The organism is Pseudomonas sp. JE3303, assembly GCF_056312565.1.
In genome coordinates this window covers 101,099-122,213 of sequence record NZ_JBWGIF010000004.1, presented here as the reverse complement: position 1 = coordinate 122,213, position 21,115 = coordinate 101,099, and the positions used below count along the sequence as shown (strand labels likewise).

At 64.2% G+C, this 21,115-nt stretch carries 18 protein-coding genes; 10 read left to right on the top strand and 8 right to left on the bottom strand.

The features are described from left to right. The 6 genes from AC0ZZU_RS07575 to AC0ZZU_RS07550 all read right to left on the bottom strand — a co-directional run bounded on the left by AC0ZZU_RS07575 (window position 1) and on the right by AC0ZZU_RS07550 (window position 8,472). Window positions 1-591, bottom strand: coding sequence for a TRAP transporter small permease (locus tag AC0ZZU_RS07575; RefSeq protein ID WP_476339893.1), 591 nt, complete (start codon window positions 589-591; stop codon window positions 1-3). Further along, window positions 588-1,586 carry a TRAP transporter substrate-binding protein DctP gene (dctP, locus tag AC0ZZU_RS07570; RefSeq protein WP_476339892.1) on the bottom strand — a complete coding sequence of 333 codons (999 nt, stop codon included), beginning with the start codon at window positions 1,584-1,586 and terminating at the stop codon, window positions 588-590. Before dctP ends, AC0ZZU_RS07575 begins: the two co-directional genes overlap by 4 nt. 68 nt (window positions 1,587-1,654) lie before the next feature. Further along, window positions 1,655-2,170: a MaoC family dehydratase gene (locus AC0ZZU_RS07565; protein WP_476339891.1), complete on the bottom strand. Its 516-nt coding sequence runs from the start codon at window positions 2,168-2,170 to the stop codon at window positions 1,655-1,657. A gap of 449 nt (window positions 2,171-2,619) precedes the next feature. Then, window positions 2,620-3,909 (bottom strand): OprD family porin, encoded by a 1,290-nt coding sequence (locus tag AC0ZZU_RS07560; RefSeq protein ID WP_476339890.1) that lies wholly within the window; start codon window positions 3,907-3,909, stop codon window positions 2,620-2,622. A 316-nt stretch (window positions 3,910-4,225) separates the two neighbouring features. Further along, on the bottom strand, window positions 4,226-5,332 hold the full coding sequence (aguA, locus tag AC0ZZU_RS07555) for an agmatine deiminase (RefSeq protein WP_476339889.1): 1,107 nt from the start codon (window positions 5,330-5,332) through the stop codon (window positions 4,226-4,228). 230 nt (window positions 5,333-5,562) lie between these two features. Beyond that, window positions 5,563-8,472 (bottom strand): aminotransferase, encoded by a 2,910-nt coding sequence (locus AC0ZZU_RS07550; protein WP_476339888.1) that lies wholly within the window; start codon window positions 8,470-8,472, stop codon window positions 5,563-5,565. Between the two features lie 175 nt (window positions 8,473-8,647). Between AC0ZZU_RS07550 and rfbB the strand changes: the two genes are divergently transcribed. Genes rfbB through AC0ZZU_RS07515 form a run of 7 tightly spaced genes read left to right on the top strand, consistent with a single transcriptional unit; the run spans window position 8,648 to window position 15,711 of the window. Beyond that, window positions 8,648-9,730 carry a dTDP-glucose 4,6-dehydratase gene (gene rfbB / locus AC0ZZU_RS07545; RefSeq protein ID WP_476339887.1) on the top strand — a complete coding sequence of 361 codons (1,083 nt, stop codon included), beginning with the start codon at window positions 8,648-8,650 and terminating at the stop codon, window positions 9,728-9,730. Next, a complete protein-coding gene (rfbA, locus tag AC0ZZU_RS07540; RefSeq protein ID WP_476339886.1) occupies window positions 9,727-10,602 on the top strand; it encodes a glucose-1-phosphate thymidylyltransferase RfbA in 876 nt (291 codons plus the stop codon). Before rfbB ends, rfbA begins: the two co-directional genes overlap by 4 nt. Further along, window positions 10,599-11,144, top strand: a complete 546-nt coding sequence (rfbC, locus tag AC0ZZU_RS07535; RefSeq protein ID WP_476339885.1) for a dTDP-4-dehydrorhamnose 3,5-epimerase — start codon at window positions 10,599-10,601, stop codon at window positions 11,142-11,144. The genes rfbA and rfbC overlap by 4 nt, the downstream gene beginning before the upstream one ends. Further along, window positions 11,141-12,007, top strand: coding sequence for a dTDP-4-dehydrorhamnose reductase (gene rfbD / locus AC0ZZU_RS07530; protein ID WP_476339884.1), 867 nt, complete (start codon window positions 11,141-11,143; stop codon window positions 12,005-12,007). Before rfbC ends, rfbD begins: the two co-directional genes overlap by 4 nt. Before the next feature lie 37 nt (window positions 12,008-12,044). Next, window positions 12,045-13,859, top strand: a complete 1,815-nt coding sequence (locus AC0ZZU_RS07525) for a sensor histidine kinase (RefSeq protein WP_476340037.1) — start codon at window positions 12,045-12,047, stop codon at window positions 13,857-13,859. Further along, complete coding sequence (locus AC0ZZU_RS07520) at window positions 13,856-15,259, top strand: sigma-54-dependent transcriptional regulator (RefSeq protein WP_476339883.1); 1,404 nt, start codon at window positions 13,856-13,858, stop codon at window positions 15,257-15,259. Before AC0ZZU_RS07525 ends, AC0ZZU_RS07520 begins: the two co-directional genes overlap by 4 nt. Further along, window positions 15,256-15,711, top strand: a complete 456-nt coding sequence (locus AC0ZZU_RS07515) for a YiiD C-terminal domain-containing protein (RefSeq protein ID WP_476339882.1) — start codon at window positions 15,256-15,258, stop codon at window positions 15,709-15,711. Before AC0ZZU_RS07520 ends, AC0ZZU_RS07515 begins: the two co-directional genes overlap by 4 nt. On the opposite strand, the gene cysQ is transcribed toward AC0ZZU_RS07515, so the two are convergent. After that, window positions 15,700-16,527 carry a 3'(2'),5'-bisphosphate nucleotidase CysQ gene (gene cysQ / locus AC0ZZU_RS07510; RefSeq protein WP_476339881.1) on the bottom strand — a complete coding sequence of 276 codons (828 nt, stop codon included), beginning with the start codon at window positions 16,525-16,527 and terminating at the stop codon, window positions 15,700-15,702. The genes AC0ZZU_RS07515 and cysQ overlap by 12 nt on opposite strands. After that, window positions 16,524-17,087, bottom strand: coding sequence for an ADP compounds hydrolase NudE (gene nudE, locus AC0ZZU_RS07505; protein ID WP_476339880.1), 564 nt, complete (start codon window positions 17,085-17,087; stop codon window positions 16,524-16,526). Before nudE ends, cysQ begins: the two co-directional genes overlap by 4 nt. Before the next feature lie 64 nt (window positions 17,088-17,151). Between nudE and yrfG the strand changes: the two genes are divergently transcribed. From yrfG to AC0ZZU_RS07490, 3 genes are all read left to right on the top strand, one after another. After that, window positions 17,152-17,814 carry a GMP/IMP nucleotidase gene (gene yrfG / locus AC0ZZU_RS07500; protein ID WP_476339879.1) on the top strand — a complete coding sequence of 221 codons (663 nt, stop codon included), beginning with the start codon at window positions 17,152-17,154 and terminating at the stop codon, window positions 17,812-17,814. 116 nt (window positions 17,815-17,930) lie between these two features. Beyond that, window positions 17,931-18,761 (top strand): formate dehydrogenase accessory sulfurtransferase FdhD, encoded by an 831-nt coding sequence (gene fdhD, locus AC0ZZU_RS07495; protein ID WP_476339878.1) that lies wholly within the window; start codon window positions 17,931-17,933, stop codon window positions 18,759-18,761. A gap of 3 nt (window positions 18,762-18,764) precedes the next feature. Next, window positions 18,765-21,101: an FdhF/YdeP family oxidoreductase gene (locus tag AC0ZZU_RS07490; RefSeq protein WP_476339877.1), complete on the top strand. Its 2,337-nt coding sequence runs from the start codon at window positions 18,765-18,767 to the stop codon at window positions 21,099-21,101. Window positions 21,102-21,115: the final 14 nt, after the last annotated feature.

Sequence of the window (21,115 nt, the reverse complement as noted above, 5' to 3'; positions counted from 1 at the left end):
CTAGAGTTGCGAGCCGGTGATTTCACCGTTGCCGAAAGGGTCACGGCCACGCAGGGCGATCACCAGGCAGCGGATGTAGTAGATGAGGAACAGCACTGCCCCCAGCGGCATGATGGTGAACAGCAGCCAGAGCGGCAGGTCGAGGTTCGATTCGGTCACCATGCCCATGGTGTAGTAACGCTGGACCTGGGGCAGCGAGGCATAGAACAGCAGGCCGCAGAAGCCGATGCCGACCAGGCTCGACAGCACCAGGCAAAGCTTCTTCAGTGCAGGCGGCAGGCGCTCGACGAGCATTTCGGTACGGATGTGGTAACCGGCGTTACCAGCCGCGCCAAGGGTCAGGAAGAAGGCCCACACCATCAGGTAGCGCACGGCCTCTTCGGCCCAGAAGGCGCTGGTGCCGACGGTCGCACGCAGTACACCCTCGTACAGCATCACAGCGATGGCCAGCATGAACATGCAGGTAGCGACGTTGAGCAGTACCTTGCGCTCGAACACCAGCCACCAGCTGCGCCGCCTGGGCGTGATGGCCAGCGAGGGGTCGCCGAGCACCTTTTGCGCAGGCTTTGCGGTCGAGGGCTGGATGTTCATAGGGTGCACCGCTTGGCCACAGCCTGCATTGCCGGGAGTACCTCAGGATGGGCGGCGGAGAAAGACTGCTTGTTCGATTCAGAGATCTTTTCCCAGCGAGCGATTTCCTCGGGCGTCGCGGTATGGAACTGCAGGCCCTGGGCGGTCATCTTGTCGATCAGCTTCTGGTCCTCGACCACCACCTCTTTCCACTGCTTGTCGACGATCTCGTCCATGCTCGTGGTGATCGCCTCCTGCTGGGCCTGCGGCAGGGCATCGAACCACACCTTGTCGACGACCACGGCGTAGGTAGTCAGCGAGAAGTTCGGGACGTACCAGCCAAACTTGCCGGTCTTGCCGATCATCTCGGACCACCCGGCAGCGGAGGTGAACACGCCGTCGATCGCGCCCTGGCCCAAGGCACTGCTCATCTCGGAAGCCGGCATGGACACAGGACTGGCACCCAGGCTGCGGATGGTATCGAGGAACACACGGCCACCGATTACCCGCACCTTGGCGCCCTTCACATCTTCCAGTTTCTGCACATCGCGGTCGGCGAAGACGAAGAACAGGTCGGCGGCGCGCAGCAGGCCAAGGATTTTGAGGTTGCGCGGCTCGATGTAGGACGACATCAGCTGGGTCAGGCCCTTGGCATAGCACTGATCGGTCATCAACTGGTCGGTCAGGGTGAACGGCAGGTTGATCGCCCCAAGGCGCGGGTCGATGGTCTCGATGCGCACCGACACTGGCCATACCATCTGCACCGCGCCCGTGCCGAGCGCGGCCAGGGCGTCCTGGTCGTTGTACAACTGGGAGGACGGGAAGACCTTGACGTCGATGGCGCCCTGGGTGCGCTGGTCGACCCGCTTGGCGAACTCGTTCATGTAGCCGGTCTTCCAGTGAGTGGCTGCTACCTCGTTGGGCAGCACCAGCTCTTCTGCCAGGGTCACCGGCGTGAAACCCGCCAGGGCACAGGCTGCGGCGGACGCCGCGATGACGCGCTTGAGCATGGACATGTTTGTTTCCTCGGTTTTCTTGTTGTTGAGGAACTGCAGTACAGCGTTGGCGATGTATGAAACGCCGGTCAGTAGCCGGCGGCTTCGTCGAGGGTGTTGCCCTCGCGCTTCTGGATCAGCACGTTGCGCTCGAAGGTCATGAACACCGTGCCGTCGGCCTTGGTGCCAGTGGTCTTGACCGTGATGATTCCCTGGTTGGGCCGCGAGCGGGACTCACGCTTGTCGAGCACCTCGGAGGCGGCGTAGATGGTGTCACCCGGAAACACCGGCGCGGTGAGCTTGATGTCGGTCCAGCCCAGGTTGGCGATGGCCTTTCCACTGACATCCGGCACCGTCATGCCCAGCACGATGGCAACGGTCAGTCCGCTGTTGACCAGCGGCTTGCCGAACTCGCTCTTGGCCGCATAGGCAGCGTCGCAATGCATCGGGTGCAGGTTCATGGTCAGGAGGGAAAACTGGATGTTGTCGGCTTCGGTAATGGTCCGGCCTGGGCGGTGCTCGTAGATGTCACCTACTTCGAAGTCCTCGAAGTAACGGCCGATCTGCCCGCGATAACGCTGCTCGCCAATTTGCTTGACGCTCATGGAGGAACTCCTTCTTGTTGTTCGACGACCATGGGGTCGCTCTAGTTATCAGGTTATCCGGACAACAGGATAGGAGATGAGAAATGCACTTGCCATGTAGAAGGCTGGGCTGAACCCGTCTGCGAGAAGTAATGGCGAATTGCGCGGGTCTCGGAGGTGCTCTAAAACGGGCCTGCCATGACGTCGAAACCGTTCGTCGGCTGTTGATCAGACCCTGCCAGATGCAGTCCCCTTGTGTAGGCGCGGCCTTGTGTCGCGATACGGGCCCGACGGGGCCGCAGGACCTGCAATAGCGGTGTGTCTGACGTAATGCGATGGGGTACAGGCGGCCCCTTCGGGCTCATATCGCGACACAAGGCTGCTCCTGCACAAGGCAAACCGTGGTGTCTGGGGAAGCTGAAAACAAACAGCCCCGGCAGGGCCGGGGCTGTTTAGACACGCAATCAATATCAGAAGATGCTGATCGGGTACTCGACGAACACGCGGACTTCGTTGCCGTCGTCGTTGTAGCCGTTCTGGCGAACGCTCTCGGAAGTGCGCAGGAACGAGCTGCGAACCTTGACCGACAGGTCTTTGGCCGCGCCTTCCTGAACCACGTACTGGACCTGGTTGAAGATCTCGCGCTCCTTGCCTTCGCCGAAGCCGTGGGTGTTGATGTTGTCGCCACGCACGTACGCGACCTTGTAGCTCAGGCCCGGCACGCCGAATGCGCTGAAGTCCAGGCCGTAGCCGATCTGCCACGAACGCTCGTCTTCGGCGTTGAAGTCGGACCAGTACGAGTTGGCCAGGTAGATGGTCGAACCACCGTCACCCACGCCGCCACGGTTCTGGTACCAGCCGTAGTTGTAACCGGTGTCGCCAGTGCTGCGCTGGTGGGCGATGGTGACCGAGTGCGGGCCGAAGGCGTATGTCGCCGCCAGGCTCCAGATGGTGTTGGAGTCGCCGGTCAGGCCTGCTTCGCGCTCGTACTGGCTGTCGATGCTGGTCTTGTAGCCGTTGAAGTCCAGGGTCAGCGACTGCTCGTCGGAGATCGGGTGGACATAGTTCACACCCAGGTAGTGCTTCTTCAGCACGTCTTCGACGTCGGAGGTGTACAGGGCGGCCGACAGGTTCTCGGTGAACTTGTAGCTGCCGCCAAACACGTTGATCGACTTCAGGCCACCGCTGTCACGACCCTCGGCGCTCTTGCGCGCTTCCTGGGTGAAACGGCCGGCGTTCAGCTCAAGGCCCTTGATCTCCTTGGAGGTGATCAGGGTGCCGGTGAAGCTTTCTGGCAGCAGGCGCGCGTCGTCGTGCTGCAGCACAGGCAGCGATGGCATCTGGTCACCGTACTTGAGCACGGTGTTGGAGACGCGGAACTTGATCGCGGCGCCGCCACGGGCCAGGTTGTGCGGCGAGTTGGCCGGCTCGGTGTCGCTCGGCTGGAAGAAGTCGACACCAGCGCCGCCGTTGTGGCCCTTGCCGCCGTCCAGGCGAATGGCGTACAGGCCGAAGGCGTCGACGCCCACGCCCACGGTGCCCTGGGTGAAGCCGGACGAGAAGTTGGCGATGAAGCCTTGGCCCCATTCGATCTGGTCGTCGGTGCCGTGCTTCTTGTCACGGTTGATGTAAGCGTTGCGCAGCAGCAGGTTCATGCTGCTGTCCTCGACGAAGCCCTTGCTGGCGGCCTGATCGTTGGCCTGGGCCTGGGTGGCGGCGACGAGCGCCAGCGCGATCAGGCTGATCCCTGTTTTCAACATGTTGTTTTCCTTATCTCGAATTCAAAAACGCGCTGCATACAAAAACGCCCGTCACCAACGCCCCTTCGTAGGTTCGGCGCCATCCGGATAGAACGGCCAGCAAGCGCAGGGGTCGAATCCTATCCGCCTGCGCTCGCATATGTCAAAAAATCGTGAAATGCCGACGATTTTTCCTACATTCAAAGACACATGTGGTGCATTTCCCTGGAGGATTGCCCGTTTATGGGCATTTTCTCCAATCTCAACGACCACACAAACAAAAACGCCACCGCAATGCGGTGGCGTTTTTGGTAGGGCGTCGAGCTGGGCTGTGGGCCTAGTGCTTGATGGGCGCCGGCTGCTGCTGAGTCAGGCAGTGAATGTTGCCTCCGCCCAGAAGCAGCTCGCGGCCGGGGATCATCACGATCTCGTGGTCTGGGAAAATCTCGCCCAGGATAGCTCTGGCCTGGGCATCTGCGGGGTCGTCGAAGCTCGGCGCAATGATGCCGCCGTTGACGATCAGGAAGTTGACGTACGAGCCCGCCAGGCGTACCGAAGGATTACGCTCCTGGCTGCCGTCGACCTGATCGACACCCGCGCATTCTTCCTCGGTGGCGTACATCGGGCCAGGAATCGGCATCTTGTGCACCACGAACTCCCGCCCCTTGGCGTCGCGGCTGCCTTGCAGCACCTCCAGCGCAGCGTGGCAGCGTGCGTAGTTGGGGTCTTGCGGATCATCTGTCCAGGCCAATAGAACTTCGCCCGGGCGTACGTAACAGCAGAAATTGTCGACGTGGCCGTCGGTCTCGTCGTTGAACAGCCCATCGGGCAGCCAGATGATCCGGTCCACGGCCAGATGGTCGCGCAATACCTGCTCGATCTGTCCGCGGTCCATGTGCGGGTTGCGGTTGGCGTTGAGCAGGCACTCTTCGGTGGTGATCAGGGTGCCTTCGCCGTCCACATGGATCGAGCCGCCCTCGAGCACGAAGCCTTGGGTCTGGTAGCGCTGGAGACGCTCCATTTCCAGCACCTTCCCGCCCAGCTGTTCGTCACGGTTCCATGGGGCATAGAGGCCGCCATTGAAACCGCCCCAGGCATTGAAGCCCCAGTTGACGCCACGCACTTCGCCGCTGTCGTTGATCACGAAGGTCGGACCTGTGTCACGCACCCAGGCATCGTCGTTGCTGATCTCGACGACACGGATATTGGGCAGGTCGAGGCGGCTGCGGGCGTTCTCGTACTGGGCGGCGGACACACCCACGGTGACCGGCTCGAAGCGGGCGATGGCCTTGGCCAGGGTGATATGCGCGGCCTGCGCAGGCTTGCCGCCCAGGCGCCAGTTGTCCGGGCGCTCGGGCCAGATCATCCATACCTGGGTCTGCGGTGCCCACTCGGCAGGCATGTGAAAGCCGTCGGCGCGCGGGGTCGTTTTGAGGGTCTTCATGATTCAACCTTTGCGAATGCCTGGCGCGGGTCATGCCTGCGCCTGGCCGGTGAGCGATCAGGGTTTCAGCGTGTCCAGGTCGAAAGTGTGCACCAGCACGCCGTCGGCTGTCTCGCCAAGCCGATTTATATCCGATAAATATCGGCATTAAAAGCAAACAAACACATATTAATTAGTGAGCGCGCCATATATGCCGATAAGAATCGGCAAGGCCGCTTCAAGTAAGCCGGTTACAGCTCCTCGGACAATATCCGATCGATGCTATCGACGAAGTAATCCACACTGGCTCTCGTGGTACACATCGGAGGCTTGATCTTGAGGATGTTCAGATGATCGCCCGTGGGTTGCATGAAGATGCCCAGGTCGCGCAGGCGGTTGCACAGCTGGGTAGTTTCCTCGCTCGCCGGCTCCAGGGTCTGGCGGTCCCGCACCAGCTCAAGGCCCAGGTAGAAACCTGAACCATGGGCAGCGCCCGCAAGCGGATGTTTATCGACGAGAGCCTGCAACCGCGCCTTGAAGTAGCCACCCACCTCTCGGGCGTTCCGTAACAGGTCTTCTTCATCCATCACATCCAGCACCGCCATGCCGATACGGCAACTGACCGGGCTGCCGCCTGCCGACGAGAAGAAGTACCCCTGCGCTTCCAGCGACTCGGCGATCTCGCGCCGGGTGATCACCGCGCCCAGGGGCTGGCCGTTGCCCATGCCCTTGGCCATGGAGATGATGTCGGGCACCACACCCTGCTCCTCGAAGCCCCAGAAGTACTCGCCCAGCCGGCCATAACCGACTTGCACTTCGTCGGCGATGCACACCCCGCCCCGACTGCGGACTTTGGCGTAGGTCTCGCGCAGGTACCCCGGCGGCAGCGCAATGCCGCCCGCGTTGCCATATACCGGTTCGCAGATGAAGCCAGCCAGCTGGCGGCCCTGAGCATCAAGGGCGGCGAGCTTGTCATCGACATCGCGCAGGTAGTCGGCCGTGCTACCTGGCCCCCGGTAGTGACCTCGGTAGGTGTTGGGCGCCATCACCGGGTGCACCCAGTCGGGCCGGGTTTCCAGGGCCTGGGGGTTGTCGGCAATGGAGGTGGAGATAGCGTCGGTGGCCACCGACCAGCCGTGATAGGCCTCCAGCACGCTGAGCAGGTCACGCCCACCGCTGTGGGCCCAGGCGAGGCGGATAGCCAGGTCGTTGGCCTCGGTGCCGCTGTTGACCAGGAACACCCGGTCCATGCCCTCGGGCGCCAGCGCCAGCAGGCGCTCGGAAAACTCGGCGATGGCCGCGTAGTGAAAGCGTGAATTGGTATTGACCCGCGACCACTGCCGCGCCGACTCGGCTGCCATGCGCGGGTGACCATGGCCAAGCACCGCGACGTTGTTGAGCATGTCCAGGTATGAGCGGCCCTGCATGTCGATCAGGTAGTTGCGCCAGCCACGCTCGATATGCGGCGGCTGCTCGAAGTAATGCTTCTGCGACCGTGCAAAGCTGGCGTCTCGGCGCGAGAGCAGATCCTGCGGATCCTCCAGGGGTGAAGCTTCGCAGGCAAAGCCCAGCACCGCCTGGGGCGAGGGACACAGCGCCAGCCACGCCCTGGCCTGGGATGGCCTGGCGAAAAACGGTGGCTGCACACCGGGCTCCCGGCAGACCTGCACGCTCAGCCAACTGCCGGCCTGTCCGAATACCTGCCCCTTGGCCAACGCCTGGCCAGTCTCGGGTGCCTGCTCGATGCCATCGAGCCACAGCGACCAATGCTCTGTGCGCAGGCAGCCTTCACCATCGCCAGTCCTGTACCAGGTGCCTGCCTCGGGAGCCTGCAACACACTGCCGCCGGCAAGCTGCACCTCCACGGCCAGCGCACAGGTGGCGGGCTCCTCAGGGCTGTCGATGCGGGTACGCGAGAGCCGGAACTGCCCGTGCAGGCTGCAGGCGGCTCCCGTCTCCTTCGCATGCAGCGCCAGCAGCGACTGATCGAAACCAGGCTGTTCCCAGTTGCCTGCCTCGAAATGGTCGCTGAGCACACCGAGATCGACCTGGTGCACCGCATGCCCGGCGAACCCGGGCAGCAAGGGCGCGCAGTGGGACAGGTCCAACACCGGCAAGTCGCATCCGCCCGCCTGCAGGATCGCCGCCTGCATCAGCTCGAATGGCACGCTGCTGGCCATCTCGAAGATGGCCCACTCGTGAGCCAGGTTGTCGCGGATGTACTGGTTGCCAGGCTCGACGCTCAACTGCTGCTCACTGCTCAACACCAGTACAGCGGCGCGCATGAGCACCAGCGGCCAGAGCGCGCGCAATTCGGCTTCATGCAGCGGGTTGGCCGCGTGATAGGCACTCACTGCCGTGATGATCCGCAGCGGGTCATCCTCGGCATGCTGCAGCAATGCCGCGCACGTCACCGACAGGTCGGCGATCCGCCAGGTGCGCAGCAGGTCGCCAAAATCGATGACGCCCTGCAGCCTCCACTGGCGCTGGGCATCTCGCGCCCAGACCGTATTGTCGTCGGTGATGTCCAGGTGCACGGCCTGCACCGGCAGGTGGTCGGTCCAGGGCTGCAGGTGCATGCTGGCCACGCGCGCCACCTCTGCGACCCGCGCCCGCCGGGATGAGTCGCCCAGCACCGGGAGCAGGTGCCCAATCAATGCACTCGCATGGCGGGGGTCCCACTGCAGGGTGCGCTCGAGTCCTGGGTGATCGAATTCGGCCAGCGCCGCGTCCACCTGAGCGCACAGCCTGCCCAGCTCGGCCATCAGGCATGCAGGCATATGCTTGAGCCGGGTCAGCGGCTGGCCGTCGATGTAGTCCAGCAACCGGGCGCGCAGCGGCTGGCCGTCGATTTCCAGCGCCAGCAGCGAAGTTCCGTCACCGGCCGGGCGCACCGCTGGTACCGGAACGCCGCGCTCGCGCAGATACGCCAGCGCGGCGTGCTGTGCCTCCAACTCCACTTGTGCATAGCTGCCATGGCAAACCTTGAGCACGAAGCGGCCCTGCGCGCTGTCTACCCGATAGTTCACGTCCTGCTGGCTGCCCAGCGAACGCAAGTCACCCTGCAGGGTGTACCGAGACCGCAACAGCTCATGCGCCTGGGTCTCGCTGAGCGTTGGGCAGGGCTGGCTGGATCGATCTATCAGGGTGCGCAGGGGCATGGAAAAGGCCTCGGTCTTTTTGCGCTTATATCGCCACCGCTGCTGCCGATACACAAGAGGCAACCGAAAAAAGCGACGAGCAAAGGCGCGGCGCAGGCCATGACCTGTGATAATCCCCGGCCACTGGCACGCTAGACTTGACCCGATTCACTGTCCGACTGGAGGCCACCTCGACATGCGCATTCTTATCACTGGCGGCGCCGGTTTCATCGGTTCGGCGCTGATTCGCCACCTGATCGGCAATACCGCTCATGAGGTGTTGAACCTCGACAAGCTGACCTATGCGGGCAATCTGGAGTCGTTGCGCAGCATCGCCCTGGATACCCGTTACGAATTCGTCCAGGGTGATATCGCCGACCAGTCCCTGGTCAGCGCCTTGCTGGAACGCTTTCAGCCCGAGGCGATCATGCACCTGGCCGCCGAGTCGCATGTCGACCGCTCGATCGATGGGCCGGCTGCATTCATCCAGACCAATATCGTGGGTACCTACAGCCTGCTTGAAACCACCCGCGCCTGGTGGAGCGCGCTGCCCACCGCGCAGCGCGGGGCGTTTCGCTTCCATCACATCTCGACCGATGAAGTCTACGGCGATCTGCATGGGGTCGACGATCTGTTCAGCGAGAACACGCCCTATGCCCCCAGCTCACCCTACTCGGCGAGCAAGGCAGCGTCCGACCACCTCGTCCGCGCCTGGCAGCGCACCTACGGATTGCCGGTACTCATTACCAACTGCTCGAACAACTACGGGCCGTTCCACTTCCCCGAAAAGCTCATCCCGCTGGTGATCCTCAACGCCCTGGCGGGCAAGCCGCTGCCGGTCTACGGCAACGGCCAGCAGGTACGCGACTGGCTGTTCGTCGACGACCACGCCCGCGCGCTGCTCAAGGTCGTGAGCGAAGGCAAGGTGGGCGAGACCTACAACATCGGTGGCCACAACGAGCAGAAGAACATCGACGTGGTGCGTGGCATCTGCGCCCTGCTCGAGGAGCTGGCGCCCCTGCGCCCGGCGGGCGTGGCGCGCTACAGCGACCTGATCACCTTCGTCCAGGACCGCCCCGGCCACGACCTGCGCTATGCCATCGACGCGGGCAAGATCGAGCGGGAACTCGGCTGGGTACCACGGGAAACCTTCGAAAGCGGCCTGCGCAAGACCGTGCAGTGGTATCTGGACAACCTGGAGTGGTGCCGCCACGTGCAAGACGGCAGCTACCAGGGAGAACGCCTGGGCAACAGCGACTTCAAGGACCTCATCGCATGACAAAAGGCATCGTCCTCGCGGGCGGCTCCGGCACCCGCCTGCACCCCATCACCCTGGGCGTGTCCAAGCAGCTGCTGCCAATCTACGACAAGCCGATGATCTACTACCCGATCTCGGTGCTGATGCTGGCAGGCATCCGCGAGATCCTGCTGATTTCCACGCCCCAGGACCTGCCCCAGTACCGCCAGCTGTTCGGTGACGGCAGCCAGTTCGGCATCGAGCTCAGTTATGCCGAGCAGCCTTCGCCCGATGGCCTCGCCCAGGCGTTTCTGATTGGTGAATCGTTCATCGGCCAGGACTCGGTGTGCCTGATCCTTGGGGACAATATCTTCCATGGCCAGGGTTTCAGCGAGCAGCTGTCGAGAGCCATCAATCAACCCTCCGGTGCCACGGTGTTCGGCTACTGGGTCAAGGATCCGGAGCGCTTTGGCGTGGTCGAGTTCGACAAGCAGGGCCGCGCCCTGACGATCGAGGAAAAACCCGCCGTTCCCAAGTCCAGCTATGCGGTCACCGGCCTGTATTTCTATGACAACGACGTGGTCGAGATCGCCAAGGGTATCAAGCCCTCGCTCCGCGGCGAGCTGGAAATCACCGATGTCACCAACGCCTACCTGCGCCGCGGCGACCTGCGCGTCGAACGCTTTGGCCGCGGCTTCGCCTGGCTAGACACTGGCACCCACGACAGCCTGCTCGAAGCCTCGCAGTACGTGCAGACCATCGAGCACCGCCAAGGGCTGAAGGTGGCCTGCCTCGAAGAAATCGCCTACCAGAAGCGCTGGATCAGCCGCGAACAGCTGCTGGCCAAGGCGCATGTCCTGAACAAGACCGGCTACGGCCAGTACCTGCAAAAACTGGCAGAAGAATACCCATGAACATCGTCGCCACTGCCCTCCCGGATGTCCTGATCATCGAGCCCAAGGTGTTCGGTGACAGCCGAGGATTCTTCCTTGAAAGCTACAATGCCCGCGAGCTCCAGGCACAGGCAGGTATTACCGCGCCCTTCGTCCAGGATAACCACTCCCGCTCGCAACGCGGCGTTCTGCGTGGGCTGCATTACCAGCTGACCAATCCGCAGGGAAAACTGGTGCGTGTGGTGCAAGGCGAGGTACTCGACGTGTCGGTGGATATCCGCCGCAGCTCGCCTACGTTTGGTCGCTGGGTCGCGGTCGTGCTCAGCGCCGACAATTACCGCCAGCTGTGGATACCGCCCGGTTTTGCCCACGGCTTCGTGGTGCTGAGCGACACGGCCGATTTTCTCTACAAGACCACCGAGTACTACAACCCCGCCGCCGAGCGCTGCATTCGCTGGGACGATCCGGAGCTCGCCATCGACTGGCAGCTGCAGGCGCCGCCACTGCTCTCGGCCAAGGACCGCGAGGGCAAGTTGCTGCGCGATGCGCAGGTGTTCGAATGAGTCGCGATATCCTGCTGATTGGCCGCCATGGACAGGTCGCCGAAGCGCTGCAACGCCATCTGGCGGGCGTTGGCCATTTGCACGTGGTCGGCCGGGACCAGCTCGACCTGGCGCAACCCGGGCAGATCCGTGAACAGGTCCGTCGCCTGAGCCCCGGCCTGATCATCAACGCCGCAGCGCACACGGCGGTCGACCTGGCCGAGAGCGAGCCAGACGCGGCATTCGCCGTCAATGCCATCGCGCCGGGCATCCTCGCCGAGGAAGCCGCGCGGCTTGGCGCGCCGCTGATCCATTACTCCACCGATTATGTCTTCGACGGCAACAAGGCCGGAGCCTACTGCGAGGCGGACACACCCAACCCGCTGGGCGTTTATGGGCGGAGCAAGCTGGCAGGCGAACAGGCGATCGCGGCGGTCGGTGGCGAGCACCTGATCCTGCGCACCAGCTGGGTCTACTCACGGCACGGGCGCAACTTCCTGCTGACCATGCAGCGCCTGCTGCAAGAAAAACCCGAGCTGCGCGTGGTCGATGACCAGATCGGCGCCCCCACCTGGGCCGACACCCTCGCATCGAGCACCCGCGTCCTGGTCGAGCGTTGGCAGGCGGGAAAGCAAGGCGCCTGGGGGCTCTACCACCTCACCGCCGAGGGCCATACCTCATGGTTCGGCTTCGCCCAGGCCATCGGCGAACACCTCAAGGCGCGCGGCCTGGCCTGCGCCGAGCTGGTGCCGATCCCGTCGAGCGACTACCCGACCCCGGCGCGCCGGCCGCTCAACTCGCGCCTGGACTGCAGCCGCCTGGCGCGCGAATGGCAGGTCAGCCAGCCGAACTGGCGCGAGGCGCTGATCGACTGCCTCAAGTAGCGCATAATTGCGCCAGACTCCTCTGGCGCACCTGGCAATGATCTCCACTTCAACACCCCCGCGACGTCCCCGCTGGCGCAGCCTGGCCCTTGTGGCGCTGTGCCTCGCACCGCTGCTCTGGCCGCTGCATCACCTGGCCGAGAAGTACTACCAGGGCGAGCTTGCCTCGCAGAACCGCCAGACCCTCGACCTGTATGTCGCCAACCTGCTGGGCACGCTGCACCGCTACGAAACATTGCCACGGATCCTCGGCGAGCTGCCGGCCCTGCGCGCCGTGCTGGCAGACCCGCTGCGCCTGGAAACCCTGACCAACGCCAACCGCCTGCTCAAGGAAATCGTCGACCAGACCGGTGCCGAGGTGATGTACCTGATGGATGTCAGCGGCAATACCCTGGCCGCGTCGAACTGGGACAAGCGCGACAGTTTCATCGGCCGCAATTTCGCCTTCCGCCCGTATTTCAATGAAGCCATGGACGGACGCCTGGGGCGTTTCTTCGGCCAAGGCACCACCTCCGCCAAGCGCGGCTATTTCTTTGCCGCGGCGGTGCGTGACAACGAAAAAGTGATTGGCGTGCTGGTGGTCAAGGTCGATCTGGATCACACCGAAACGCTATGGGGCCGCACGCCCGAACAGCTGTTGCTGACTGACCAGAACGGCGTGGTGGTGCTGACTTCGCGGCCCGACTGGCGCTTCCGTGCGACACGCCCGCTGAGCGACGCCGAGCGCGAGGCGATCACCGCCATCCAGCCCTATCCCACCACGGAGCCCAAGCCGCTCAACCTCAACCCGGACGCCTGGTTGACCCAGACCCGCGCCATCCAGGAAACCGGCTGGCAGGTGAGCATCCTGGCGCCGCGCATGCTGGTCGACCGGTCGGTGAGCACGGTGATGGCGATCGGCGCGGGTACCTTGCTGGTGCTCATGCTGCTGCTGGGCCTGATGATGCAGCGCCGTCGTCACTATATCGATCGCATCGACCTGGAAGCCCATGGCCGCCGGGACCTCGAAAAGCGCGTGAACGAGCGTACCGCTGCCCTTGAGGGCCTGAACAAGCGGCTGCGCGACGAAGTCCTTGAGCGCGAGCAGGCCCAGCAGGAGTTGGTACAGGCCCAGGACGAACTGGTCCAGGCCGGCAAACTGTCGGTGCTGGGAACCATGTCGGCGAGCATCAGCCACGAGCTCAATCAGCCACTGGCCGCGATCCGCAGCTACGCCGAGAACGCCGAGATCCTGCTCGATCACCAGCGCACCGAGGATGCGCGCGGCAACCTCAAGCTGATCGCCGAGCTGACCGGGCGCATGGCTTCGATCATTGCCCACTTGCGCGCCTTCGCTCGCCGCGACCGCCACGCCCCTGAAAGCGTGGCCCTGCAACCGGCGCTCGACGATGCCCTGGCGCTGCTGGCCAAGCGTCGCCGGGCCATGGCGGTGGAGCTGGTGCGTGACCTGCCAGACGCCACGTTGTGGGTCCAGGCGGGCGAAACGCGCTTGCGCCAGGTGCTCGGCAACCTGCTCGCCAATGCCCTCGACGCGCTGACCGAGAAAGCCAACCCGCGCAAGCTGTGGCTGAGTGCCGAGCGCCGCGACGACGTTGTCTACCTGTACATTCGTGACAACGGACCTGGCTTTACCCGTCAGGCCATGGAACGCGCCAAGGAGCCATTTTTCACCACCAAGACGCGCACCCAAGGCCTGGGCCTGGGCCTGGCCATCTGCGAAAGCCTGATGCGCGCCCTGGGAGGCGAGCTGCTGCTGGGCAACCACCCGGAAGGCGGCGCGCTGCTGACCCTGCAACTGCGCGTGGCCAAGCCCGGCGCCAACCTGCAATTTTCAGAGGACCCTTCGGCATGACGACCGCACCCTACATCGACAGCGGCATTCAGGTCATCCTGGTCGACGACGACCCACATCTGCGCCAGGCCCTGAGTCAGACCCTCGATCTGGCCGGGCTCAAGGTCATGTCCCTGAGCGACGCCCAGGGCCTGGCCGAACGCATCGATCCCGACTGGCCGGGGGTAGTCGTCAGCGATATCCGCATGCCGGGCATCGACGGCCTGCAGTTGCTCGAACAGCTGCACGGCCGCGATCCCGAGCTGCCAGTGCTGCTGATCACCGGCCACGGCGACGTGCCGCTCGCGGTGCAGGCGATGCGCGCCGGTGCCTATGATTTCCTTGAAAAGCCCTTCCCGAGCGACTCCCTCCTCGACAGTGTGCGCCGTGGCCTGGCCCTGCGCCGCCTGGTGCTGGACAACCGCAGCCTGCGCCTGGCCCTGAGCGATCGCCATGAATTGAGCGGCCGCCTGGTCGGCCAGTCGCCGTCGATGCTGCGCCTGCGCGAACAGATCGGCGCGCTGGCAGGGACTCGTGCCGATGTGCTGATCCTTGGCGAAACGGGCGCCGGCAAGGAGGTGGTGGCGCGAGCGCTGCACGACCTGTCGAGCCGCCGTGACGGCCCGTTCGTCGCCATCAACGCAGGCGCCCTGGCCGAATCGGTGGTCGAGAGCGAGCTGTTTGGCCATGAGCCCGGTGCATTTACCGGTGCGCAGAAGCGTCGCATCGGCAAGTTCGAGTTTGCCAATGGCGGCACGTTGTTTCTCGACGAGATCGAGAGCATGAGCCTGGACGTTCAGGTCAAGCTGCTGCGCATGCTGCAGGAACGGGTGGTCGAGCGCCTGGGTGGCAACCAGCTCATCCCGCTGGATATCCGCGTGATCGCCGCGACCAAGGAAGACCTTCGCCAGGCAGCCGACCAGGGGCGTTTTCGCGCCGACCTGTATTACCGGCTGAATGTAGCGCCGTTGCGCATCCCGGCGCTGCGCGAACGAGGTGATGACATCCTGGTACTGTTCCAGCACTTCGCCGATGCCGCCAGTCAGCGTCACGGCCTGCCACCACACAGCTTGCAGCCGGCCCAGCGGGCGATGTTGCTGCGCCATGGCTGGCCGGGCAATGTGCGCGAATTGCAGAACGCCGCCGAACGCTTCGCCCTGGGCCTCGAACTGGCGCTGGATGGCCAGGAAACCACGCCGCCGGATCCCCAGGTGGCACCTGGCACCGGCAATCTGAGCGAGCAGGTCGAGCACTTCGAGCGCGCGCTGATCGCCGCCGAGCTGACGCAACCGCACGGCTCGATGCGAAGCCTGGCCGAAGCCCTCGGCATACCCCGCAAGACTTTGCACGACAAGCTGCGCAAGCACGGCCTGAGCTTTGCCGACAGCGGCCATCACGATGACTCGGAGGAACGCCTATGAGCGCTGACAGCCGTCACCTGGAATCGGTGCTGCACAGCGATATCCCGCTGACCCGCGAGATGGGCGTCGAGGTGCTCGAGTGGCATGGCCAGTGCCTGCGACTACGATTACCGCTGGAGGCCAACGTGAACCACAAGAGCACCATGTTCGGCGGCAGCCTGTACTGCGCCGCCGTGCTGGCCGGCTGGGGCTGGCTGCACCTGAGACTGCGCGAGCTGGGCGTCGATGATGGCCACATCGTGATTCAGGAGGGCCAGATCAGCTATCCAGTGCCGGTGACGGGGGCGGCCATCGCCCAGTGCGCACCGCCCGAGGACAAGGTCTGGGAGCGCTTTATCGCGACCTACCAGCGCCGGGGCCGGGCTCGCCTGACCTTGCACACGCAGGTGTTCAATGCGGGCAGTGAAGCGCCCGCAGTGAATTTCAACGGCCAGTACGTGCTACATCGCTAAGGCGAGGTCCAGCAGGCCCTGGCGCCAGAGCGCGGCGCGCGGCAAGGCAAGAAAGAAGGGATTGAGCAAGGATTCGCGGGCAGGATAGCGCAGTGGCTGGCCATCAAGCGTGACGACTTCGCCGCCCGCGCCCTCGAGCACCCCCTGGGCGGCGGCAGTGTCCCATTGCGACGTCGGCGCCAGGCGCGGATAGCAATCGGCCGCGCCTTCGGCCAGCAGGCAGAACTTCAGCGAGCTGCCGATGTTGGCCAGCTCCAGATCTCCCACCGCCTTGCCCAGGCCGCCCAGCAAGGCTTCCTGTTGCGGGCTTGTATGGCGACGGCTGGCCACCACGGTGAAACGGCTGCCGGCTGCCGGAGTGGTCCGCACCCGGATCGGCTCGGCGTGCTGGCCTGGCTCTTCGCGCCAGGCGCCGAGGTCGCGGCCACCGAAATAGCAGCGTCCGTTGGTGGGCATGGCGACCACGCCAAACACCACTTCGCCCGCTTCGATCAACGCGATGTTGACGGTGAATTCCTCGCTCCCGGCGATGAACTCCTTGGTGCCGTCCAGCGGGTCCACCAGCCACCAGCGTTGCCAGCCCTGGCGTTCGGCGAGAGCGATGTCGGCGTCTTCTTCGGACAGCACCGGGATGTGCGGGGCAAGGTCACGCAGGCCCTTGACGATCACGTGGTGGGCCGCGAGGTCGGCGGCCGTTACAGGCGAGTCGTCGGCCTTGGCGGTGACCGCCACATCGGCGCGCCAGAACGGCAGGATAGCCTCACCTGCCTGGCGGGCGAGCAGTACCGACTGGTGCATCAACTGCTCATCGTTCATGCGAACAGCCCCCGCTGCGTCAGCAGGTCACGCACCAGGTACAGCGCTGCCAGCGCCCGTCCTTCGGTGAACTGCGGATGCTGGGCGAGGGCCGACAGTTCGCGCAGGTTGACCTTGTCGACCCGCATCGGCTCGGGCTCATCGCCTTCGAGACGCTCTTCGTACAGATCAGTGGCCAGCACTACCTGGATCTTCTGGCTCATGTACCCAGGCGACAAGGACAATTCGGTGAGGTGTTCGAGCTCGCGTGCGCCAAAGCCGGCTTCTTCCTTGAGCTCGCGGTTGGCTGCTGCCAGCACGTCTTCGCCTGGCTCGACCAGGCCTTTGGGCAGCGACAGCTCGTACTCGTCGGTGCCACCGCAGTATTCCTCGATCAGCACCGCGTGCTCGGCGTCGAGCATTGCCACGATCATCACCGCACCGTAACCGTTGCCGCGGCCAACCAGACGCTCGTAGGTCCGCTCGGTGCCGTTGGTGAAGCGCAGCTGCACAGCTTCGACACGGAACAGGCGGCTGCTGGCGACGATCTCGCGGGCAAGTACAGTGGGTTTCTGGCGCATGGGGCGGCTCCTTGGCGTGAACGGGTTACTATACCGTGGCTTGCCATGCCTTCGAGAATTTCATATGCCCCTGCTAGCCTGGTCCGACATCGACACCGTCCTCCTCGACATGGACGGTACCCTCCTGGATCTGCACTATGACAACCAGTTCTGGCTGGAGCATCTGCCCCAGCGCTACGCCGAGCTGCATGGCGTGAGCCGTGCCATGGCCGAGCTCGAACTGCAGCCCCTGTTCGAGCGCAATGCCGGAACGTTGAACTGGTACTGCCTCGACTTCTGGACCCGCGAGCTGAGGCTGCCGGTGCGCGAGCTCAAGCAGGAGCTCGCCGAGCTGATCGCCCTGCGGCCAGATGCGCAGCCCTTTCTCGAGGCCGTACGCCAGGCGGGCAAACGCGTGGTGATGATCACCAATGCACATCGCGACTCGTTGTCGCTGAAGCTGGAGCGCGTCGAGCTGGCGCCGTATTTCGAGCGGCTGATCAGCTCGCACGACTATGGATTTCCCAAGGAGAGCCCGCACTTCTGGGATGCATTGCAGGCCGATATCGGCTTCGACCCCGCGCGCAGCCTGTTCATCGACGATACCCTGCCAATCCTGCGCAGCGCGCGGCGCTATGGCGTCGGGCATCTGCTGGCCGTGCGCGAGCCGGACAGCAAACGCGGCCCGCGCGATACCGAAGAGTTCGATGCGGTGGAGGATTACCGTGAGTTGCTGACAGGCCTCTGACGCACCTCCGTCGGCGCTGATCGACGGTGTCTATCGACGCATAGACCCTAGCGATTAGACGTGTTCTCGGCACAAGCCTAGGCTTAGGGGATAAACAGCCGCCGGTAATCCGCCTGATGAACAGCAAACCTCCGGTCTGCGCGGCGCCCGCACTTTTTGCCTTGCCTGCCGCCAGCAATACCTACGCCTACGTCCAGCTGACCGACGGCGAACAGGCACCGACACCGCTCGCCGAGGAAGTCGCCCTGGCCATCGCCTATAACGGCCTGAACCAGGCAGTCATGCTGGTGAGCCCCACGGACCTTGAAGACTTCGTGGTCGGCTTCAGCGTTGGCAGCGGCCTGGTCAGCGCACCGTCAGAGATCTATGACATGAAGTTCTCTGGCAAGGGCGCTGCGTTGTACGCGGACCTGGAGATATCCAGCCGGGCGTTCTGGAACCTGAAGAACCAGCGCCGACAGCTGGCGGGCACCAGCGGCTGCGGCCTCTGCGGAGTCGAGGCCCTGGAACAGGCACTGCCCGAGCTCGACGTACTGCCCGGCTCTGCGCTGCCACCGGCGCACTGGCTTGACGGCCTGCGTCAGCGCCTCGATGAATTCCAGCCACTGGGCCAGCACTGCGGTGCGGTTCACGCGGCCGTGTTCATGGACAGCCAGGGCGAGCTCCTGCTGGGCCGCGAGGACATCGGCCGGCACAACGCCCTGGACAAGCTGATCGGCGCGCTGTTGCGCCAGCGCATCAGCCTCGCGGGCGGCCTGGCGATCGTGACTAGCCGCTGCAGCCTTGAGTTGATCCAGAAAGTCCTGCGCGCCGGCATCCAGACGCTGGTCAGCCTGTCCGCGCCCACCGGCCTGGCCCTGCAGTGGGCCAGGCAGCACAACCTCAACCTGATTCATTTGCCCAAGCACAGCGCACCGCGGGTGTTCAGCCCCGCGCCGGAGATCTAGACCGTGAGCCTGCATCATAAAGCCGACCAGAAACCTGTCCCTCGCTACAAGCCGTACGACGGCCCCGCCGGTGGCTGGGGCGCGCTGCGCAGCGTGGCCAAGGCGTGGGTCGGCAGCGACAACGCGCTGAAGAATATCCGCGCCCTGCTCAAGACCAACCAGAACGGCGGTTTCGACTGCCCGGGCTGTGCGTGGGGCGACTCGCCCGAAAGCGGCATGGTCAAGTTCTGCGAAAACGGCGCCAAGGCGGTGAACTGGGAGGCGACCAAGCGCCGCGTCGATGCCGCGTTTTTCGCCCGCCACAGCGTTACCTCGCTGCTGGAGCAGAGCGATTACTGGCTTGAATACCAGGGCCGCCTGACCGAGCCGATGGTCTACGACGCGGCCAGCGACCGCTACCGTCCGATCGATTGGGACGGTGCCTTCGCGTTGATCGCCCAGCACCTCAAGGCGCTGGAGTCGCCGGACCAGGCCGAGTTCTACACCTCGGGCCGAGCCAGCAACGAAGCGGCGTTTCTCTACCAGCTGTTCGTGCGCGCCTACGGCACCAACAACTTCCCGGACTGCTCGAACATGTGCCACGAGGCCAGCGGCGTGGCACTCGGCCAGAGCATCGGGGTCGGCAAGGGTACTGTCACCTTCGATGACTTCGAGCACGCCGATGCGATCTTCGTATGGGGGCAGAATCCGGGTACCAACCACCCGAGGATGCTCGATCCCTTGCGCGACGCGGTCAAGCGCGGCGCCCAGGTGGTCTGCGTCAACCCGTTGAAAGAGCGCGGCCTTGAGCGCTTCCAGCATCCACAGCATGCCCTGGAAATGCTCACCAACGGTGACCGCCCGACCAACACCGCCTACTTCCGTCCGGCATTGGGCGGCGACATGGCGATGCTGCGCGGCATGGCCAAGTACCTGTTGCAATGGGAACGCGATGCCCAGGCCCAGGGCGAGCCGGCGGTATTCGATCACGCCTTCATCGAGCAGCATGGGCATGGCGTCGACGATTACCTGGACGTGGTGGATGCGACGTCCTGGGAGCAGATCGAGGCGCAATCCGGACTGCCGCTGGCCGACATCGAGCAGGCCGCTCGCATGTACTGCAAGGCCAAGAAAGTGATCATGTGCTGGGCCATGGGCATTACCCAGCACCGTCACTCGGTAGTGACCATTCAGGAAATCGCCAATCTCATGTTGCTGCGTGGCAACCTAGGCGTTCCGGGCGCCGGCCTGTGCCCGGTGCGTGGCCATAGCAACGTGCAGGGCGACCGTACCATGGGTATCAACGAGCGCCCGCCGGTAGCCTTGCTCGACGCCATCGAAAAACGCTTCGGCTTCAACGTGCCCCGGCACAACGGCCACAATACGGTGGAAGCCATCCACGCCATGCTCGATGGCCGCGCCCGCGTGTTCATCGGCCTTGGCGGCAACTTCGCCCAGGCCACTCCTGACACCGAGCGCACCGCCGAGGCCTTGCGCAACTGTGAGCTGACCGTGCAGATCAGCACCAAGCTCAACCGCAGCCATCTGGTCCACGGCAAGCAGGCGCTGATCCTGCCATGCCTGGGTCGTACCGACATCGACCAGCAAGGCGAAGGCCCGCAGGCGGTGACTGTCGAAGACTCCTTCAGCATGGTCCATGCGTCCAATGGCCAGTTGCAGCCATTGTCTCGCCAGATGCGCTCGGAGCCCGCAGTGGTCGCCGGCATAGCTGCCGCTACCCTGGGCAGCCAGCCAGTGGACTGGAATTGGCTGGTCGCCGACTACGGGCGTATCCGCGACCTGATCGCCGATACCATCCCAGGCTTCACCGACTTCAACCAGCGCCTGGAGCACCCGGGTGGCTTCTACCTGGGCAGCAGCGCTGGCTCCAGGCAGTGGAGGACCCCGACAGGCCGGGCCAACTTCAAGGCCAACCTGCTGCCCGACAGCCTGCTCGACGAGCGCGTGCGCGCCAGCGGCCAGCTACCGGACCTGATCATGCAGTCGATGCGTTCGCACGATCAGTACAACACCACCATCTATGGCCTGGACGACCGCTATCGTGGGGTGAAGGGCCAGCGCGATGTGCTGTTCGTCAACGAGGCCGACATCATTCGCCTGGGCTTCAAGCCAGGGCAGAAGGCCGATATCGTTTCGCTGTGGGGCGATGGCCGCGAGCGCCGGGTCCAGGGTTTCACCCTGCTGGCCTTCGACATCCCGGCCGGACAGGCGGCGGCCTATTACCCGGAGGTCAACCCGCTGGTGCCATTGGATAGCGTAGGAGAAGGCAGCCATACGCCGACGTCCAAGTTCGTGGCGATCAAGCTGGAAGCGGCGCGGGAGACAGGGCGGATTCTCTGAGCCCGAACCAGGCC

Bases quoted from the DNA above. Each gene is read 5' to 3' on its own strand.
- AC0ZZU_RS07575 (WP_476339893.1), bottom strand. From the start codon at position 591: ATGAACATCCAGCCCTCGACCGCAAAGCCTGCGCAAAAGGTGCTCGGC.
- dctP (WP_476339892.1), bottom strand. From the start codon at position 1,586: ATGTCCATGCTCAAGCGCGTCATCGCGGCGTCCGCCGCAGCCTGTGCC.
- AC0ZZU_RS07565 (WP_476339891.1), bottom strand. From the start codon at position 2,170: ATGAGCGTCAAGCAAATTGGCGAGCAGCGTTATCGCGGGCAGATCGGC.
- AC0ZZU_RS07560 (WP_476339890.1), bottom strand. From the start codon at position 3,909: ATGTTGAAAACAGGGATCAGCCTGATCGCGCTGGCGCTCGTCGCCGCC.
- aguA (WP_476339889.1), bottom strand. From the start codon at position 5,332: ATGAAGACCCTCAAAACGACCCCGCGCGCCGACGGCTTTCACATGCCT.
- AC0ZZU_RS07550 (WP_476339888.1), bottom strand. From the start codon at position 8,472: ATGCCCCTGCGCACCCTGATAGATCGATCCAGCCAGCCCTGCCCAACG.
- rfbB (WP_476339887.1), top strand. From the start codon at position 8,648: ATGCGCATTCTTATCACTGGCGGCGCCGGTTTCATCGGTTCGGCGCTG.
- rfbA (WP_476339886.1), top strand. From the start codon at position 9,727: ATGACAAAAGGCATCGTCCTCGCGGGCGGCTCCGGCACCCGCCTGCAC.
- rfbC (WP_476339885.1), top strand. From the start codon at position 10,599: ATGAACATCGTCGCCACTGCCCTCCCGGATGTCCTGATCATCGAGCCC.
- rfbD (WP_476339884.1), top strand. From the start codon at position 11,141: ATGAGTCGCGATATCCTGCTGATTGGCCGCCATGGACAGGTCGCCGAA.
- AC0ZZU_RS07525 (WP_476340037.1), top strand. From the start codon at position 12,045: ATGATCTCCACTTCAACACCCCCGCGACGTCCCCGCTGGCGCAGCCTG.
- AC0ZZU_RS07520 (WP_476339883.1), top strand. From the start codon at position 13,856: ATGACGACCGCACCCTACATCGACAGCGGCATTCAGGTCATCCTGGTC.
- AC0ZZU_RS07515 (WP_476339882.1), top strand. From the start codon at position 15,256: ATGAGCGCTGACAGCCGTCACCTGGAATCGGTGCTGCACAGCGATATC.
- cysQ (WP_476339881.1), bottom strand. From the start codon at position 16,527: ATGAACGATGAGCAGTTGATGCACCAGTCGGTACTGCTCGCCCGCCAG.
- nudE (WP_476339880.1), bottom strand. From the start codon at position 17,087: ATGCGCCAGAAACCCACTGTACTTGCCCGCGAGATCGTCGCCAGCAGC.
- yrfG (WP_476339879.1), top strand. From the start codon at position 17,152: ATGCCCCTGCTAGCCTGGTCCGACATCGACACCGTCCTCCTCGACATG.
- fdhD (WP_476339878.1), top strand. From the start codon at position 17,931: ATGAACAGCAAACCTCCGGTCTGCGCGGCGCCCGCACTTTTTGCCTTG.